This is a genomic window from Pseudomonas sp. LAIL14HWK12:I1 (assembly GCF_003202095.1).
Lineage (GTDB): Bacteria > Pseudomonadota > Gammaproteobacteria > Pseudomonadales > Pseudomonadaceae > Aquipseudomonas > Aquipseudomonas monteilii.
In genome coordinates this window covers 366098-380762 of the sequence record NZ_QJKG01000003.1, presented here as the reverse complement: position 1 = coordinate 380762, position 14665 = coordinate 366098, and the positions used below count along the sequence as shown (strand labels likewise).

The window sequence follows — 14665 nt, the reverse complement described above, 5'->3', positions numbered from 1 at the left end:
GCTTGATTTTTATCAATCCTACAGGGCGCTGAACACCGCGCTCAGCGTTGATCCAGGTACCGGTACAGGGCTTCTTCCTGGTCGAAATGCAACTTGGCCAAGGTGTCCAGGCGTATCAGCTGGTGCTGGATTTCATCAGGGCTCGGGCTCGCTGCCGCCCGGCTGAAATCTTGGCTCATGCAAGAAAGAAGATGGATGAGTCGGAAGATTTCCCGGTGGGTATGGCTCATCGCCGACAGTGGATCTTCGCCGGGCATGAAGCGGCTCAGCAGCGGATACAAACGACGCTCGTCATCGTGCTCGTGGCGTTCCAGAAGGTCATGCAGCCCGGTGACCAGTTTGCCCAGGTCGTCCCGCGCCTGCTCGATGGGGCGTTTGGCGAAGTCGCAGGCCATCTGGCTCAGCTCCGTCAGCAACCCGTCCAGTTGCCGATGCTCATCCTGCAACCGATCCAGGTCCTCGACGGCAAGCCCACTGCGACGCCTGGCCGTCAAGGGGCCCAGCGCACGCAAGGCGTTGACGATGATCAACAGGTCGATAGCTTCCTGCAACACCGCCCCCATTAGCGCGGGCAGGTAACCGGCGGCTGCAACCAGCATGGCCAGCAACGACAGGCTCATGCCCACCCATACCCCCTGCCGGGCGATGTACACGGCGTGCCGAGCGATATCCAAGGCATCGACCAATCGATCGAGGCGATCGACCAGCAACACCACACCGGCCGCCTGGGCAGACGCCGTGACGCCAGAAGCGCCCATGGCAACCCCGACATCGGCCGCCGCCAATGCTGGCGCATCGTTGATGCCATCGCCGACCATCAGCGAGGGTGCCATGCGGCAGCCGTCTTGCACCAGGCGAATCTTGTCTTCTGGAGAGAGCCCCGAGCGAAGCTCGTCGATACCCGCCGCCAGCGCAACCATTTCCGCCGTTTCCGGGCGGTCACCGGTGAGCATGACGATCTTTTCGATCCCGCGCGCCCGCAGGCGGCGCAATGTCTGGGGGGTTTCCCGACGCAGGTCATCGGCCAGCCGCAGTACCGCTTTCAACTCACCGTCAACCGCCACGAAACTGCCACTGTTGGCCAGGTAGTCCAGTTGCTGCAAACGCGCCTGTGCCCACCGGCCATCGTCCTTCTCGTTCTGCACGTAGGTCAGGGCGCCCAAGCGTACGGCCTTGCCTTGAACAATCCCGGCAAGCCCCTGGCCGGGGCTTTCCTGCACCTGCTCGGGAGCGGTCAGCGTCAGGTTGCGCAGACGGGCAGCATGAACGATGGCCTGGGCAATCGGGTGGGTGGATGACTGGGCCAACGAAGCGGCCAACTGCAGCATCTGCAAGGGTACGCCTTGCCCCTTCAGTTCGATAGACTGCAACTGGGCATGACCACTGGTCAAGGTACCGGTCTTGTCGAGGAACACCTGGCGGATGCCGGCCAAGGCTTCAAGCACCTCGCCGTCACGCACGAGTATGTTGCGCCGTGCAGCCCTCGAAATACCTGAGATGATGGCAATCGGTACTGCCAGTATCAGCGGGCAAGGCGTGGCGACCACCAGCACGGCAAGCACTCGCTGCACATCGCCACTGGCCCACCACGCCAGCGCAGCAATGAGCAATGTCAGCGGGATCAGCGCCAGCGCATAGCGGTCGGCCAGGCGCATGAAGGGTGCCCGTGACTGACGTGCCGCTTCGGCCAGACGCACGATGCCAGCGTAGGTACTTTGCGCCGCGGTATGCGTGGCCAGCAACAGCAGCGGCGCACCGGAGTTGGTCACCCCACTGGCCACCGGCTCACCGGCATGGCGGGTAACGGGTAACGATTCGCCAGTCAGCGCAGCTTCGTCCAGGGTTGCCTGCTCGGATTGCAACCACCCATCCACCGGCACGATCTCACCCAGGCGCACCAGTACACTCTGCCCAGCGCGGACTTCGTCCACCGGTACCTCACGCAAGCCATCCTGCTCTTGAATCCAGGCCCGCTGAGGGGCCCGGTCGATCAGTGCCCGCAACTCGCGCTCGGCGTGACGCAAACTGAGAGTCTCCAATGCACGGCCCGTGGCAAGCATCAGTGCAACCACTGCGCCTACCAGCATCTGCCCAAGGGCCAGGGCCGCGCCAATCGACATCAGCGCGATCAGGTCAATGCCCGCCTCACGCCTGGCCAGACGCTGGGCCATTTCCCCCGCCAGCACCGCTGCCATGATCGCGTTGCCGGAGGCCCAGATCAGCGCAGCCCAGGTCGGCTGTTGCGCCGCATAGGCCAGCCCTCCGAGCAGCAAGGCCAGAACGCAGACCATCAACAAGCTTGGATCCAGCCATCGCCGTGACATGGCGGTCACTTGCGTTTGGCCTGCTGGAGCAACTGCTGGACCTGTTCCTGTGCCTGGGTCGCTCTGCGCAGCGCCTCGTTGGCGGTCTGCTCGACCAGGTCTATGCGGTAGCACACCTGATCGGCCCGCAACCGGGCGGTAGCCGCATTGTTCTCGGCCGACTCCAGGCGCGCGTCGTATTCTTCAGCGTGCCAAGGGGTACAGCCCGATGCCGATGCCAGCAGCAGGCTGGACAATCCGGCAAGCAGATAGCGTTGCATGTTGGTGCCCTCGCGCATGCTCAAGACACCCCCAGTATCGGCATCGCCGCCCACCGTAGCCTGACATTTATCAATCTCCCTCAGCGTGCCGCGCAAATGCTCCGCGACCGGATTGTCGTACTGATGGCCGGGCGAGCCGCTGAAAGCCTGGTATTCGGTCAGGTGTCCACCGGGGCCGCCGACGATCTGGGGCGCGCCACCGACATTGCTCGCCAGCTGATCACCCGATTCGGCATGAGCACGGAACTGGGCCAGGCAGTGCTGGAGCGGCAGCAGGCCAGTTACCTGGGCGAATCGTTGTTGCGCCAGGATCGCAAGGACTACTCAGAGCAGACTGCACGCGAAATCGACCTGGGTATTCGTGGCCTGGTGGAAGACGCCTACGCCCGTGCCCGGGCCTTGCTCGAGCAACGACGCGCCGACCTGGACACTGGGGCACGCCTGTTGTTGGCCAAGGAAACCATCACCCCGGAAGAATTCCCGGCACTGCTGCCGCAGGCCAAGGAGCCTGCCATCTATAATCTGGTCGATGCGGCCAAATGACACGCCGTTCCAGTCCGAGTAGCGACCATGCTCACCGTCACATTGATCAACATGCTGGTGGTGATCCTAGTGGTGATCATCCACTACGAATGCCTGCTGCGCCTGAACGACTGGCTACCGCGGCTGAAACTGTGGAGCCGATTCCGGATCGTTGCAGGCGTATTCGGCGCGCTGCTGGCCCATGCACTGGAGGTCTGGTGTTTCGCCCTGGTGTATTACCTAATGACTCACGCCGAAGGCTGGGGCTCGCTCAGTGGCAACTTCGACGGCAGCTTCCTGGATTGCGTGTACTTTTCCTTCACCACCTACACCACGATAGGCTTTGGCGACATCGCCCCTACCGGCCATCTCAAGTACCTCACCGGCCTGCAAGCATTGACAGGCCTGGTGCTGATCACCTGGACCGCGTCGTTCCTGTTCCTCGAAATGCAGAAATACTGGAAAGCCAAATAGCGCCTGCTCAGGCGTCTGGGTGCGGCGTCCAGTGCCATTTTGCAACCTCAGGCATGTCTTCGCCATGCTCGATCAGGTACAGCTTTCTGCGCATTGCGTTCTATCGCAGGGTTCAGCTCGGTATAGGTGCCATCCAGATACGCCTGGGCAACCATGGCCGGGCCGCCATGACCAGGGCCGGTGACGAAGAGCATGTTGAGATAGTAATGGCGGATCAGCCGGTTCAGATGGGTGTAGATCAGGTTCAACCCCGGTGATGTGCCCCAGTGCCCCAGCAACCTGGGCTTGATGTCGGCCAACTTCAGCGGGGTGGCCAGCACGGGGTTGCTCTGCAGATAGATCTGGCCAACGGTAAGGTAGTTCGCGGCACGCCAGCAGGCATCCAATCCTTCGAGTTCCTCGGTACCTGGAAAATCGTTCATGATCGCCCCCTCTTGTCGATGGCGCGCCCGCGTATGGGTTCGGATGCGAAGACGGAGCATCCCTGCTCCTGAAATCGGTCGGGTCAATCACTTGCTGCCTTTGATAGGAATCACTTTTTCGGGGTGAATCGCTTCTGCACGCTTGGGCAGATGCACCAGCAGCACGCCCTTCGCGAACTGTGCATTAATCTTTTCCACGTCTACTTCACGGGGTAGCTGGAAGACCCGCTCGAAGCTGCCGTAGTGCCGCTCTGACAGGTGGTACTCCTTGCGCTTTTCGTCAACCGCTTCCTGCTTCTCGCCGCGGATCACAACGTTGCCATTGACCAGCTTGATCTCGATGTCCTTGTCGTCCACACCAGGCAGTTCGGCGCTGATGCGAAACTCATCGGCCAGTTCGCTGATATCCATCGCCGGCATGCCATGGCTGAACAGTTCACGACGCCAGAATGGCTCGACATCGAACGGGGTATGGCTGAACGGCATGCGCAATGGCCGGCGACCGAAATCGTCGAACAGGCTGTCGATCTGACGCCGCAACTGCTGGAATGGGCGCCACAAGTCCGATGTTTCGGTACTTGGCGGCGTAACCTTGGCAGGTTGGGTGGTTGCGGAAGTGACAGGTACTTTCTTCGCTGCTTCGGACATGGCGCCCTCCTCTAATGAGTAATGCCTCCCTGGGAGACGCCTCGATATTGCGCTGGCAGTCAACCTTGCGTTTGACCTTTATCAATCGCCTGGCTGCCACCATCGTTTGTCGATTTGATACTGATCAAAGTCCCGCTCTGGCATGCGGTTAGCCTGAAAACTGCGCGACACAGCCAGACAAGATCGAGGCGACTATGGAGCGGGACGACAGCAGAAGTGTCCGCTTGCTTGAAACCCTACCGGGCCCGGGCATTCAACAGTGCCTGCGCCTTGCACTGTGCAGCGCGCAGTTCAGCGAGGCGATGCCAGGTCAGTATTGCCTGCTGGCCAATCGTACCGAGCGCTGGCCTTGCAGCTACGTCAGCCTGCCCGGGGTGGATGGGCGGTTTCTGGTGACCACCCGTAGCGCACATCCTCTGGGGCAGCCAGGCGAGCTTCTGGGGTATTCAGGCCCTTTGGGTAGTGCCTGGCCAGTGCCCTTGCAGAGCGCACGGCTACTGGCGATCACACGTGGTGAAGGAATATTGGCGTTACTGTGCATGCTGGATGAAATCCGCTGCTGGCTGCCTTGGGTGCAGGTGCGGTTACTGCACGACGGCTTGCCGCTGGAGCGCCTGCCCAACGAATGCCGGGCGTGGCTTCACAAGCAAGCGAAAGCGCCGCGCGACAGCTCCAGCGGATGGCGGCAACTGACACATCAATTGCAAGAGTTCCAGCCAGATACGGTCTATGGTTGCGCGCCGGCTCAGGTGGCCCGGCAGGCGGCGCGCATGTGTTGGCAAAAAGGAGTTTCGCCCCAGCGCATCTGGCTGCGGTCCGATCATATGCCTCGGCCAACCTGGGGGGATCAACTCCCTCTGGATGGGCCGGTCCAACGCTACGACAGGGTTCTGGCTGCGCTCAAGTGGGCTCCTCCAGCCGGCTGAGGTTCAGTAGGCCTTGCAAGTCGACCAATCGAACCTCCCGCCCGACGCACTTCACGAACCCTGCCTGGGTGAAACGGCTGAACAACCGGCTGACGGTTTCCAGGGTAAGGTCCAGGTAGTTGGCGATATCACCTCGGGACATCGGCAGGTTGAAGACGTCTGCGCGCAGACCGCGTTCGTGATAGCGCTCCGACATGCCGAGCAGGAAAATCGAAAGCCGCTGCTCGGCTCGCCCATGGCAGCAACGCAAGTGTTCGTCCTTACTCTGAATCCCCAGGCTCAGCATATGCAACAGCTGGTAGCGCAAGCCAGGGATCTGCCCCGACAGGTCGACGAGCTGATCCAGCCTGATGGAACACACCAGCGAAACCTCCAGCGCCAGTGCATAGCTTCGGTAATGCCAGGCACCGATAGCGTCCAGCCCAAGCATCTCCCCCGGCAGGACGAAGCCGGTAACCCGCTCGTTGCCCCCGGCATCGAGCAGGAAACTCTTGATGGCCCCTGAACGCAGGGCGTACACATGCTCCATGGGCTCATCGGCCTTGAACAGATATTCGCCCTTCTTCAAAGGCCGGTTACGGCGCACGATTCGCTCCAGCTTGTCCACTTCGTCGGTACTAAGGCTGGCGGGTAGGCATAGCCGGCTCAACGAACACGCAAGGCACTTCACATGGGGCCTTGCCCCCATATCCAGAGGGCCTGACATGATCATGCCTCCGCTGTTCTACATGCGGGTATTAATACAAATTAGCGGGTTCACCTGGCCTCTTCTGGCTGTCCGACAAAGGGTTGCGCCAGCCCGGATGATCCGCTGTTGTTCCCCGCCTGACAGATGACAGCGGCCGGCGACCGGGGCAATTGACAACTATCAAGTCCACGAAGGGTCGAGCGTCGAAACTGAACCTCCATTGTTCATTCCCGACCCACGAGGATCATTGCCATGGCTCCTACAGAACCCTCCCGTCAATACACCGCCCCCTCGTTTCCCAAGCCTGCGGGCGAGCATTGGATCGAAGCCCTCGACAATGGCACCCACGTACTGATCAGGCCGCTGCAAGCCAAGGACCGGGAGCGCGAAAGGGCCTTCATCGAACGGCTGTCACCGCAATCGCGGCATTTTCGCTTCCTGTGCCAGATCAAGGAGCCCGGTGAGGCAATGCTCGACCAGTTGATGGCGGTCGACCAGGACCGACAAGCCGCCTATGTCGCCCTCGCCCATGTGGACGGCGAACTGCAGGAGGTGGGCATATCGCGTTATGCCGCCATTGCCGGCAAGGATGAATGCGAATGCGCCGTGACGGTGCTTGACAGCTGGCAGCACCATGGACTGGGCCGCCTGTTGCTCAAGCACCTGACCGATCATGCCCGGGCAAAGGGCATGCGGCAGATGTACTCGATCGACTCAGCCGCCAACCTGGCGATGCGCGACCTGGCCAAGGCGGCAGGATTCACCACCAGCACCGATCCGGATGATCCGGCCCAGGTCATCCATCGCCTCAACCTGACCTGAAGCGCCGTTGCGCCAGTGCCTGGGGCAGCCACCGTGCTGCCCCGTCCGCTTCAAGCCACACAACCTCCGGCCATACCCATCCGCACGAGTTGCCCGCCCCAGATTCCCCCGCCTTCGCTGTGCTGTTCGCCGCGACGGGCGCCGGTCGTTTCAGCTACTGGCAAGCACTACTACCATTCAAGGCACCGTCACCCGGGCCTCTTCAGGCAGCAGGTCGAACTGTTCGAGGCAACGCTGTTCATCGTCTGCCGTCAACGCCTTGTATGCGCTCACTTCCCGCATCGGCGTTTCGAACAAGGCCAGGCGTATCACCCCATTGCGGTCGAGAAACGTTTGCGCCAGGCAGGTACACACCGGCTTGCCGACCAATGCCGTGAGCTTTTCATCCTCAAGGGTGTTCACCCGGGCCTGCAGGCTGTCTGTGCAATTCTCCACGATACGGTCCACCGAGCGCCCCGCCAGCCAAAGCGTGCCGCCAGCGAGCAACGCCAGGAACAGCAACAAGCCCAAAAGCACGTTTGACTCCTGGGTGACCGAGCGCAGGAAAGCAAGCCGAGCCTGCCAGCCCGTGGCGTGGCCATTGAATATGGTCTTGGCTACCGTGCGTTTCACGCCACGCTGCACCACCCAGCCTAACGCCACGCACAAGGCGAGCAAAGCCAGCAGCACAAGTGGATGTTGCATCGGCAGGCGCCAGTTCGGGCTCAACGCCCGGTAGGCAGCGAACACGGCGAGCACCGCGAAGATGGCCACGATCAAACCCAGGCTCCCCCGTGGCCGATGCATCCAGGCCCGGATTTTCGACCTTGCTTGTGTTTCCATGACAACCTCCCGGCCCAGGCTAGCGCACTGGGTCAATGGCAACGGTTTCCTGATACTCGGGCACGTACACCTGCCAACCGAGCTCGATGCTGATCCGCCGCCGCAACGTGTCGGCGGCGTGCGGCTCACCATGGATAACGTAGGTCTGGCGAGGGGGGCGGGCGAATCCGCGCAGCCACTCCATGATCTCGTCGGCATCGGCATGCGCAGACAGGTTCTCCATGGCATGCACCTGGGCCCGGATGGGCACGTCTTCGCCATGCAGGCGGACACTGCGCGCCCCGGCGACGATATCGGCGCCGCGCGTACCACCGGCCTGGAAACCCGAGAACAGGATGCTGTTACGTGGGTTGGGCGCCAGCGCCTTGAGATGGTGCAAAACCCGTCCACCGGTCGCCATGCCACTGGCGGCGATAATGACCGCAGGTTCACGCAACTGATCCAGATGCCGGGATTCATCGACGGTACGGATGATATGCGTGCCCCTGCACATTGCAGCGCATTGCGCTGGCGTCAAGCGATGCTCGCTCCTGAACTGTTGGTACAGGGTGGTTGCGTCGGTAGCCATAGGGCTGTTGAGGTAGACAGGGATGTCGGGTATCAGGCCATCGCGTTTGAGCTTGTACAGGTAGTACATCAGCAACTGGGCACGGCCAACGGCGAACGACGGCACCAAGGTTATGCCATGGCGCAGGAGGGTCTGGTTGATGACCTGGGCCAGGAATTGCTCGGTCGACTCGGTTGGATGCTGGCGATCGCCGTAGGTGGACTCCACCAGCAGCACGTCTGCCGTCCTGATCAGTTCCGGCGCGCGCATGATCGGGTCTTGTGGCCGGCCCAGGTCGCCAGAGAAGACCACGGTCTGGCCGTCTACCTTGATCTGTACCGTCGCGGCGCCGAGTATGTGCCCAGCCGTGCGCAACAGCAGCTCCATCCCCGGCGCAATCACGGTCGGGTGATGCAACTCCACAGGGCGGAACAATGCCAAGGCGCGCTTTGCATCCTGTGCGGTGTAAAGCGGGCGTGCCGGTGAATGCTTGGAATAGCCGTGTCGGTTGGCATGCTCGGCCTGCTCTTCCTGCAGCCGGGCGCTATCGAGCAACAGGATCTCGGCCAAGGCACAGGTGGCCGGCGTAGCGTAGATCGGCCCGGTATAGCCTTCCTTCGCGAGCACCGGAAGATAACCGCTGTGGTCGAGGTGGGCGTGGGTCAGCACCACGGCATCGAGCGCGCGCAGCGCCGCCGATAGCGGTTCCCAGTTGCGCAGGCGCAGTTGCTTGTAGCCTTGGAACAGTCCGCAGTCGATCAGCACGCGGCTGCTGTCGCGGGTCAGCAGGAACTTGCTGCCGGTCACGGTCCCGGTCCCGCCGAGGAAGGTCAGTTGCATGGCTAGGGCTCCAGGGTTTCGGCCACTTGAGGGTGAACCGCCAGCACGCTGCACGGCGGGCGGCTGACGATGCGTTCGGTGGTGTCGCCGAGCAGTTTTTCCAGGCCCTTTGGCTGCACGACGCCCATGACCACCGCGTCGATATCCAGCACAGCGACCTGCTCGCGAATCACCTGAACCGGGCCTCCTTCCATGAAGTGGCGGCGTTCCGCCGCGACCCCCTCGGCGTCTGCCAGGGTGTCGAACGGCTCCTTCAGGGCACTGCGCATCTCATCGATCCACGCCTGGGTGACGTTCATGTCCGAAGCAAACACGCCCGTAAGGTTGTAGGCCGAGAGCAGGTGCAACTGCGCATCGCATTGCAGTGCAAGCGCCTGCGCGGCGCGGATCAGGCCACGGTTGAAGGACGCCTGGACCTCGGGCGTTTCGCTGAAGGAAGTGTCAACGGCGACCAGCACGCGTTGGGGCAGTGACGCTGCTGCCGCCGGTACGAAGTGCATGATGCCCTTCAAGCCCCGCATCAACGCGCAATCCAGGGGCGTGCTGAACAGGCGCACCATGGTTGGCGTCGCTTCGCTGTCCTTGATGACCATATCAGGCTGCAGTTCGCTGATGTAGTCGATGGCCTGGCTGCGGATGTCCTCTGCCTGCAAGCTGTCAACCGTCAAAGCGATGCCGCTGCCACGGTGACGCTCGACCAACCCAGCCAGCCGCACACGGTAGTGGTCGAACTGACGCTGGATATCGGCCTCGTTCAATCGCTCTTCGCGCAGCAGGTGCTCCTGCGTCGGTTCGAACAAGCCCAGTACATGCACACTGGCACCACTGACATGCGCCAGGGCCAGGGCCCGGCGTAGCGCGGCCGAATGCGGGTCGAGCTCGGTGAGCAGCACCAGCAGTTGTCGATATTGACCCATGGCGAACCTCCGGGCTTGCGCGTCTGGCGTGATGATGTAGGCGATTGTCCGAAAGCAGGCCTGTTCGCGCTTGATGCAGATCAGAAAACCACCAGCCGAGCCTGAACTTGACGATTGTCAGAACCGGCGCCGCCCAGCACGGTACAAAAGCTCTGGCAAGCATCGACCAGATAAGCGGGAGGCGACATGAACAGGCAGCAGACTGAAAAGCCAGACGCATGCGAGCATTGGATCGAAAAGCTTTCTGACGGCACTGCTGTGCTGATCCGCCCCCTGCGCGAGGAAGACCGGGAAAGGGACCGCCGTTTTCTCAGCACGATCGCCTTCGAGACCCGGCGTTTCCGCTTCATCGCCGGGCTCAGCGGCGGTGCCCCGAGCCTGGATGCGCAGCATATGCCAATGGATCATCACCAGCGTGAAGCCTACGTTGCCCTGGTCCATGCAGATGGGCAGTTGCGCCAGATCGGGGTCAGTCGGTATGCCAGTGTTCCCGGCAGCCTCCTGTGCGAATGCGCCGTAGCCGTAAATGAAGAGTGGCAACGCAAGGGGCTGGGCCGGCTGCTGATGCAGCACCTGATCGCAGCCGCAAAGCGCAATGGCTTTCACTTCATGATCTCCAGGGACCTGGCGAACAACTACGCCATGCACCGGCTGACCAAGGCCCTGGGGTGGGCCTCACGCTACGTGGGTGGCGATGTCAGCGAAATCATCCACGAACTCGATCTTCGCACCTGAAAACAAGGCCCTCTCGGGCCTTGTCTCTCAGCCTTGGGAATGCTCTGGTGAAATCACCAGCATGCTGCTGGACAACCGATGCAACACCCGCTCTGCAGTGGTACCGATGAACCAGCCAATGCCGTGATGGTGGTAGCTGCCCATGACCAGTACATCGATATCATTGTTCTCCATGAACAGCGCCAGCACCTTGGCCGGGTCTCCCAGGCGCAGGTGGCGGTGTTCGGGGGCGATACCGTTGCGTTCGGCGAGTACCTGGAAGGCCTCGCTTTGCGCCTCGTGCAGTGTTTGGGCGAGGTTGGAATCGAACAGAAACGAATGCTCGCGGCTGCCGCTTGAGTCCAGGTACATGGACCCTAGATCGTAGGCATATAGCAGTTCGATCTGGGCATTGCACTGTAATGCCAGTTTCAGCGCTTCGCTGATGATCTGGTCGTTGAACCCCTCGAACTGGTCCTCGGGGCGGGACAGGTCCACGGCAGCCAGAATCTTGCGCGGCAGCGCGTGGCTGGCCTGATGCACCAGATGCAGGGGAATGCGGGCTTCGCGCAGCAACTGAATGTCGAGCGAGGTGAACATCGCCCGCACCCACCAGGGTTCATGCTCGAAGGCCTTGATCAGCAGGGCGAATGGCTGCTCGCGCAGATGGACGAGGATCTCGTCCAGCGGATGCTGCACCCATACCACTTCGGTGGTGACCGTGACCCCGTTACGGCGCATCGAAAGCGCTTGGGTTTCCAGCCATGCACGGTGTTGCTGAACATAACCTTCACGCATCACAGCCAGTGCCTGGTCATTGACCAGGCCCGCCGTGGCAAGGCCTTCGAGATAGTCGAAAGCAACGATATGCAGGGCCATGCCCTTGGCCTTGGCCAGCGCAGCCGCACGGTCGTAGACCGGGGTGCGCCGCATCAGGGGCGAGGCGATCAGCAGAAGTCTTTGCGGGTTGTCCATGGCACACCTCAGCGGTTGGTGAGTGTTGCTGGATCATCCATCACCCGCACCTGGCGGATTTGATGTTTATCAACTGAATTACTGGGCGGACAGACGGCAACGCCGACTGCGCGGAAATTTGATGCTGGTCAAAGCTTCTGGCCGTTAACGGCGCAATCTGACCCCACACCAACAACAATCATCGAATGCCCCGGAGGCGTGTCATGGCGCACATGAAAACCATCGAAGTTGCCCATGAGACATTCGCCAACCAGCGCGATGGCGTGATGAAAATGGCCATCACGCCCTACCCCCCCCTGTTGCCGGCAGGGATGCCTTCGTTACGCATGGATTTGCAGTTGGTTTGCGCATGCATGCTCTTTGGAGGCTTTCATGAACATCTACGTCGAAAATAATCCTGAACAGGATCGCTGGTGGGTCCGCATGGACGACTGCCGGGTGAGCTTCAATACGCCCAACGAAGCGCAAGCTTTCGTCGATCGGTTGAATGCGCGCCTCAACGCGCCCCATTCACGGGACATGCTCGCCGACTGGTCACCACGCCCAGATATGGGCAACGTTGGCAAAGCCAATGCACGGATGGCTGCCCAGGCAGGTCTACGATGCGCGAAGGAGGCCTGAAAATGACTGGTCTACTGAAAGTGACCTTGCTCGACCAACCTGCAGCGTCGAGCCCGGCAACCCCGATTCATCTCAAACCGCTAGCAACCCTGTGCACAGAGTGCCGTGTCAGCGGGCTGTGCTTGCCCACCGGTCTGCCCGTGTATGACAACAGTTGCCTGGGTGCACTGATCGGACCACGCATGCGCATTCGCAAAGGCGCCGCGCTGTTCAACGCCAACGATCCGCTGACGACGCTTTATGCCGTGCGCTGTGGCAGCTTCAAGACCAGCCTGAACAGCGCCGAAGGCCAGGGCGTGGTGATCAACTTCTGGATGGCGGGCGATGTGCTTGGGCTCGACGCCATCGCAACCGAGCATCACGTATGCGACGCCATTGCTCTGGAAGACAGCGAAGTTTGCCCTGTCCCCTATCGCCGGTTGCAGGCACTGGCACGCGACTTTCCCGTCCTGCAGCAAAGCCTGAACCGTTTGATGAGCCGAGAAATCGTACGCGAGCATGAGCGGGTGCTGATGCTGTGCAACCTTACCGCCGAACAGCGCCTGGCCAGCTTCCTGGTGGGGTTGTCACGGCGCTTCGTCAGCCGGGGCTATTCTGCCCACGGCTTCATGCTGCGCATGTCCCGGGAGGACATGGCTTCGTACCTGGGACTTCGTCTTGAGACCGTGTGTCGTTCGGTCGCCCGCTTGCGTGCGCTAAGCATCGTCAGTATGCGTGGCAGGCTTGTCGAGATACTCGATCTGCCAGCCTTGATAGCCCTCGAGCAAGGCGGCGCGGAAGTCGCGCCCAAGGACACTCCGAAGGCGCCATGCTCGACACGATGAATGTCAGCCACGGCGCTGTGGCGCTAGGCGTCGGCATGCTGGTGGGGCTTGAGCGCGAGCGCAAGAAAGGCCGCAATGAAGACCATGCCGCCGCCGGCCTGAGGACGTTCGCCATCACCGCCCTGCTGGGCTACGTCAGCATGTTGCTGGCCGGACCGGTGCTGGTCGGGGTCGCCAGCATTGGCCTGGTGCTGATGCTGTGCATGCATTACCGCAAACATGCCGACAAAGACCCCGAAGTCACCAGCGAAATCGCCCTGCTACTGGTGCTGACGCTGGGCGCGCTAAGCTTGAGCGAACCCGAACTTGCTACGGCGGTAGGCGTGGTGCTGACCGTGCTGCTGGCACTGCAGCGTGAATTACATCATTTCGTGCTGCAACAACTAAGCGAAGAAGAAGTGCGCGATGGTTTGATGCTGTTGACGATAGCACTGGTGGTACTGCCATTGACACCGAACCGTTTCCTGGGACCTTACGGTGTGGTAAACCCTCGCACGATCTGTACCCTGGCGGTCTTGCTGATGACCGTTGGGGCATTAGGCCATATTGCCATGCGCCTGATGGGCCCGCGTTATGGCTTGCCGATGAGCGCAATCGCGTCAGGCTTTGCCTCAAGCTCTGCCACTATCGCTCTGTTGGCACACGAGGCTCGACGGCAGCAGGCGGCTGCCAGATCCTTCGCCTCGGCAGCGGTGCTGTCCAACCTCGCCAGCATCACGCAATTCGCCTTGGTGCTGGCTATCGTCGACCGACGCCTGCTGAAACCATTCGTACCATCGATCGGGCTCGGCGCCTTGATCACCGTGGTTTATGGTGTATTACTGCTGGCACCCTGGCGTGCCACCTCCGGAGGCTCGCCAGCACATCGGGGTGACGGGGCCTTCAGCCTCTGGACAGCTCTAATCATTACCGTCGCCCTGACCTGCATCGCCTTGTTCTCGGCATTTCTTCTTCAGCATCTTGGCCACAATGGCGTGAATATAGCGGCCTTCGTCAGCGGTATGGGCGATGCTCATGCAGCAATTGCCTCGGTGGCCTCACTGGTCATTGTCGGCAGGCTAAGTGTGGAGAGTCTGGTAATACCAGGCTTGCTGGCGTTGTCCGGAAACACGTTGACCAAATGTATATTGGCCCTGACCAACGGCGGCTTCAGTTTTGCGCGATACCTTGTTCCCGGCCAACTGATCATCCTCGGAGCAATGTGGCTGGGGCTTGTGATTTGAGGTTGTATCAGCAGGCCCTCTACCAATGACATTATTGCCTAACAACATAATCATCATATTCAGAGGCCTTGCCAGGAACGCTTGCGCTCCGCAGGG

The 14665-nt window shown here is 61.3% G+C and carries 15 protein-coding genes and 2 pseudogenes; 8 read left to right on the top strand and 9 right to left on the bottom strand.

Annotated elements, in window-relative coordinates:
- Window positions 1–41 precede the first annotated feature (41 nt).
- The gene (locus tag D906_RS11145; RefSeq protein WP_027615188.1) at window positions 42–2324 is read right to left on the bottom strand and encodes a heavy metal translocating P-type ATPase; all 2283 of its coding nucleotides are present in this window, start codon (window positions 2322–2324) and stop codon (window positions 42–44) included.
- Window positions 2325–2329: 5 nt separating this feature from the next.
- On the bottom strand, window positions 2330–2584 hold the full coding sequence (locus tag D906_RS11140; protein ID WP_024086880.1) for a hypothetical protein: 255 nt from the start codon (window positions 2582–2584) through the stop codon (window positions 2330–2332).
- A gap of 87 nt (window positions 2585–2671) precedes the next feature.
- Here D906_RS11140 and D906_RS11135 point away from each other — a divergent pair.
- Window positions 2672–3127: pseudogene (locus D906_RS11135) on the top strand (cell division protein FtsH); the annotation flags it as partial.
- A gap of 27 nt (window positions 3128–3154) precedes the next feature.
- A complete protein-coding gene (locus D906_RS11130; RefSeq protein ID WP_016714186.1) occupies window positions 3155–3580 on the top strand; it encodes a potassium channel family protein in 426 nt (141 codons plus the stop codon).
- Between the two features lie 89 nt (window positions 3581–3669).
- On the opposite strand, the pseudogene D906_RS11125 reads toward D906_RS11130, so the two are convergent.
- From D906_RS11125 to fnr, 3 genes and pseudogenes are all read right to left on the bottom strand, one after another.
- Window positions 3670–4002: pseudogene (locus tag D906_RS11125) on the bottom strand (xylulose-5-phosphate phosphoketolase); the annotation flags it as partial.
- Window positions 4003–4089: 87 nt separating this feature from the next.
- Window positions 4090–4650, bottom strand: a complete 561-nt coding sequence (locus tag D906_RS11120) for an Hsp20/alpha crystallin family protein (protein ID WP_027615186.1) — start codon at window positions 4648–4650, stop codon at window positions 4090–4092.
- Window positions 4651–5550: 900 nt separating this feature from the next.
- Window positions 5551–6282 (bottom strand): fumarate/nitrate reduction transcriptional regulator Fnr, encoded by a 732-nt coding sequence (fnr, locus tag D906_RS11110; protein ID WP_033694591.1) that lies wholly within the window; start codon window positions 6280–6282, stop codon window positions 5551–5553.
- 234 nt (window positions 6283–6516) lie between these two features.
- Between fnr and D906_RS11105 the strand changes: the two genes are divergently transcribed.
- A complete protein-coding gene (locus D906_RS11105; protein WP_019098253.1) occupies window positions 6517–7086 on the top strand; it encodes a GNAT family N-acetyltransferase in 570 nt (189 codons plus the stop codon).
- 177 nt (window positions 7087–7263) lie between these two features.
- Here D906_RS11105 and D906_RS11100 read toward each other — a convergent pair whose 3' ends face one another.
- The 3 genes from D906_RS11100 to D906_RS11090 are packed head-to-tail and all read right to left on the bottom strand — an operon-like array spanning window position 7264 to window position 10212.
- Window positions 7264–7872 carry a hypothetical protein gene (locus tag D906_RS11100; protein WP_019098252.1) on the bottom strand — a complete coding sequence of 203 codons (609 nt, stop codon included), beginning with the start codon at window positions 7870–7872 and terminating at the stop codon, window positions 7264–7266.
- A 55-nt stretch (window positions 7873–7927) separates the two neighbouring features.
- Window positions 7928–9295 carry an MBL fold metallo-hydrolase RNA specificity domain-containing protein gene (locus D906_RS11095; RefSeq protein WP_025753070.1) on the bottom strand — a complete coding sequence of 456 codons (1368 nt, stop codon included), beginning with the start codon at window positions 9293–9295 and terminating at the stop codon, window positions 7928–7930.
- A gap of 2 nt (window positions 9296–9297) precedes the next feature.
- Entirely contained in the window at window positions 9298–10212 is a 915-nt protein-coding gene (locus tag D906_RS11090; RefSeq protein WP_027615184.1) for a universal stress protein, read from the bottom strand.
- Window positions 10213–10398: 186 nt separating this feature from the next.
- On the opposite strand from D906_RS11090, the gene D906_RS11085 reads away from it, so the two are divergent.
- The gene (locus D906_RS11085; RefSeq protein ID WP_027615183.1) at window positions 10399–10947 is read left to right on the top strand and encodes a GNAT family N-acetyltransferase; all 549 of its coding nucleotides are present in this window, start codon (window positions 10399–10401) and stop codon (window positions 10945–10947) included.
- A gap of 27 nt (window positions 10948–10974) precedes the next feature.
- Here the strand turns inward: D906_RS11085 and D906_RS11080 are convergent, their stop codons facing one another.
- Window positions 10975–11901: a universal stress protein gene (locus tag D906_RS11080; RefSeq protein ID WP_097156165.1), complete on the bottom strand. Its 927-nt coding sequence runs from the start codon at window positions 11899–11901 to the stop codon at window positions 10975–10977.
- A 203-nt stretch (window positions 11902–12104) separates the two neighbouring features.
- Between D906_RS11080 and D906_RS11075 the strand changes: the two genes are divergently transcribed.
- The 4 genes from D906_RS11075 to D906_RS11060 are packed head-to-tail and all read left to right on the top strand — an operon-like array spanning window position 12105 to window position 14569.
- Window positions 12105–12296: a hypothetical protein gene (locus D906_RS11075; RefSeq protein ID WP_019098248.1), complete on the top strand. Its 192-nt coding sequence runs from the start codon at window positions 12105–12107 to the stop codon at window positions 12294–12296.
- The gene (locus tag D906_RS11070) at window positions 12274–12522 is read left to right on the top strand and encodes a hypothetical protein (RefSeq protein WP_025753075.1); all 249 of its coding nucleotides are present in this window, start codon (window positions 12274–12276) and stop codon (window positions 12520–12522) included. Before D906_RS11075 ends, D906_RS11070 begins: the two co-directional genes overlap by 23 nt.
- Before the next feature lie 2 nt (window positions 12523–12524).
- A complete protein-coding gene (locus tag D906_RS11065) occupies window positions 12525–13346 on the top strand; it encodes a helix-turn-helix domain-containing protein (protein ID WP_025753077.1) in 822 nt (273 codons plus the stop codon).
- Complete coding sequence (locus D906_RS11060; protein WP_025753079.1) at window positions 13331–14569, top strand: DUF4010 domain-containing protein; 1239 nt, start codon at window positions 13331–13333, stop codon at window positions 14567–14569. Before D906_RS11065 ends, D906_RS11060 begins: the two co-directional genes overlap by 16 nt.
- The last annotated feature ends 96 nt before the right edge of the window (window positions 14570–14665 follow it).

Coding starts and splice junctions, on each gene's coding strand:
- D906_RS11095 (WP_025753070.1), bottom strand. CDS start 9,295: ATGCAACTGACCTTCCTCGGCGGGACCGGGACCGTGACCGGCAGCAAG.
- D906_RS11130 (WP_016714186.1), top strand. CDS start 3,155: ATGCTCACCGTCACATTGATCAACATGCTGGTGGTGATCCTAGTGGTG.
- D906_RS11080 (WP_097156165.1), bottom strand. CDS start 11,901: ATGGACAACCCGCAAAGACTTCTGCTGATCGCCTCGCCCCTGATGCGG.
- D906_RS11085 (WP_027615183.1), top strand. CDS start 10,399: ATGAACAGGCAGCAGACTGAAAAGCCAGACGCATGCGAGCATTGGATC.
- fnr (WP_033694591.1), bottom strand. CDS start 6,282: ATGTCAGGCCCTCTGGATATGGGGGCAAGGCCCCATGTGAAGTGCCTT.
- D906_RS11060 (WP_025753079.1), top strand. CDS start 13,331: ATGCTCGACACGATGAATGTCAGCCACGGCGCTGTGGCGCTAGGCGTC.
- D906_RS11100 (WP_019098252.1), bottom strand. CDS start 7,872: ATGCATCGGCCACGGGGGAGCCTGGGTTTGATCGTGGCCATCTTCGCG.
- D906_RS11070 (WP_025753075.1), top strand. CDS start 12,274: ATGAACATCTACGTCGAAAATAATCCTGAACAGGATCGCTGGTGGGTC.
- D906_RS11065 (WP_025753077.1), top strand. CDS start 12,525: ATGACTGGTCTACTGAAAGTGACCTTGCTCGACCAACCTGCAGCGTCG.
- D906_RS11105 (WP_019098253.1), top strand. CDS start 6,517: ATGGCTCCTACAGAACCCTCCCGTCAATACACCGCCCCCTCGTTTCCC.
- D906_RS11145 (WP_027615188.1), bottom strand. CDS start 2,324: ATGTCACGGCGATGGCTGGATCCAAGCTTGTTGATGGTCTGCGTTCTG.
- D906_RS11090 (WP_027615184.1), bottom strand. CDS start 10,212: ATGGGTCAATATCGACAACTGCTGGTGCTGCTCACCGAGCTCGACCCG.
- D906_RS11075 (WP_019098248.1), top strand. CDS start 12,105: ATGGCGCACATGAAAACCATCGAAGTTGCCCATGAGACATTCGCCAAC.
- D906_RS11120 (WP_027615186.1), bottom strand. CDS start 4,650: ATGTCCGAAGCAGCGAAGAAAGTACCTGTCACTTCCGCAACCACCCAA.
- D906_RS11140 (WP_024086880.1), bottom strand. CDS start 2,584: ATGCAACGCTATCTGCTTGCCGGATTGTCCAGCCTGCTGCTGGCATCG.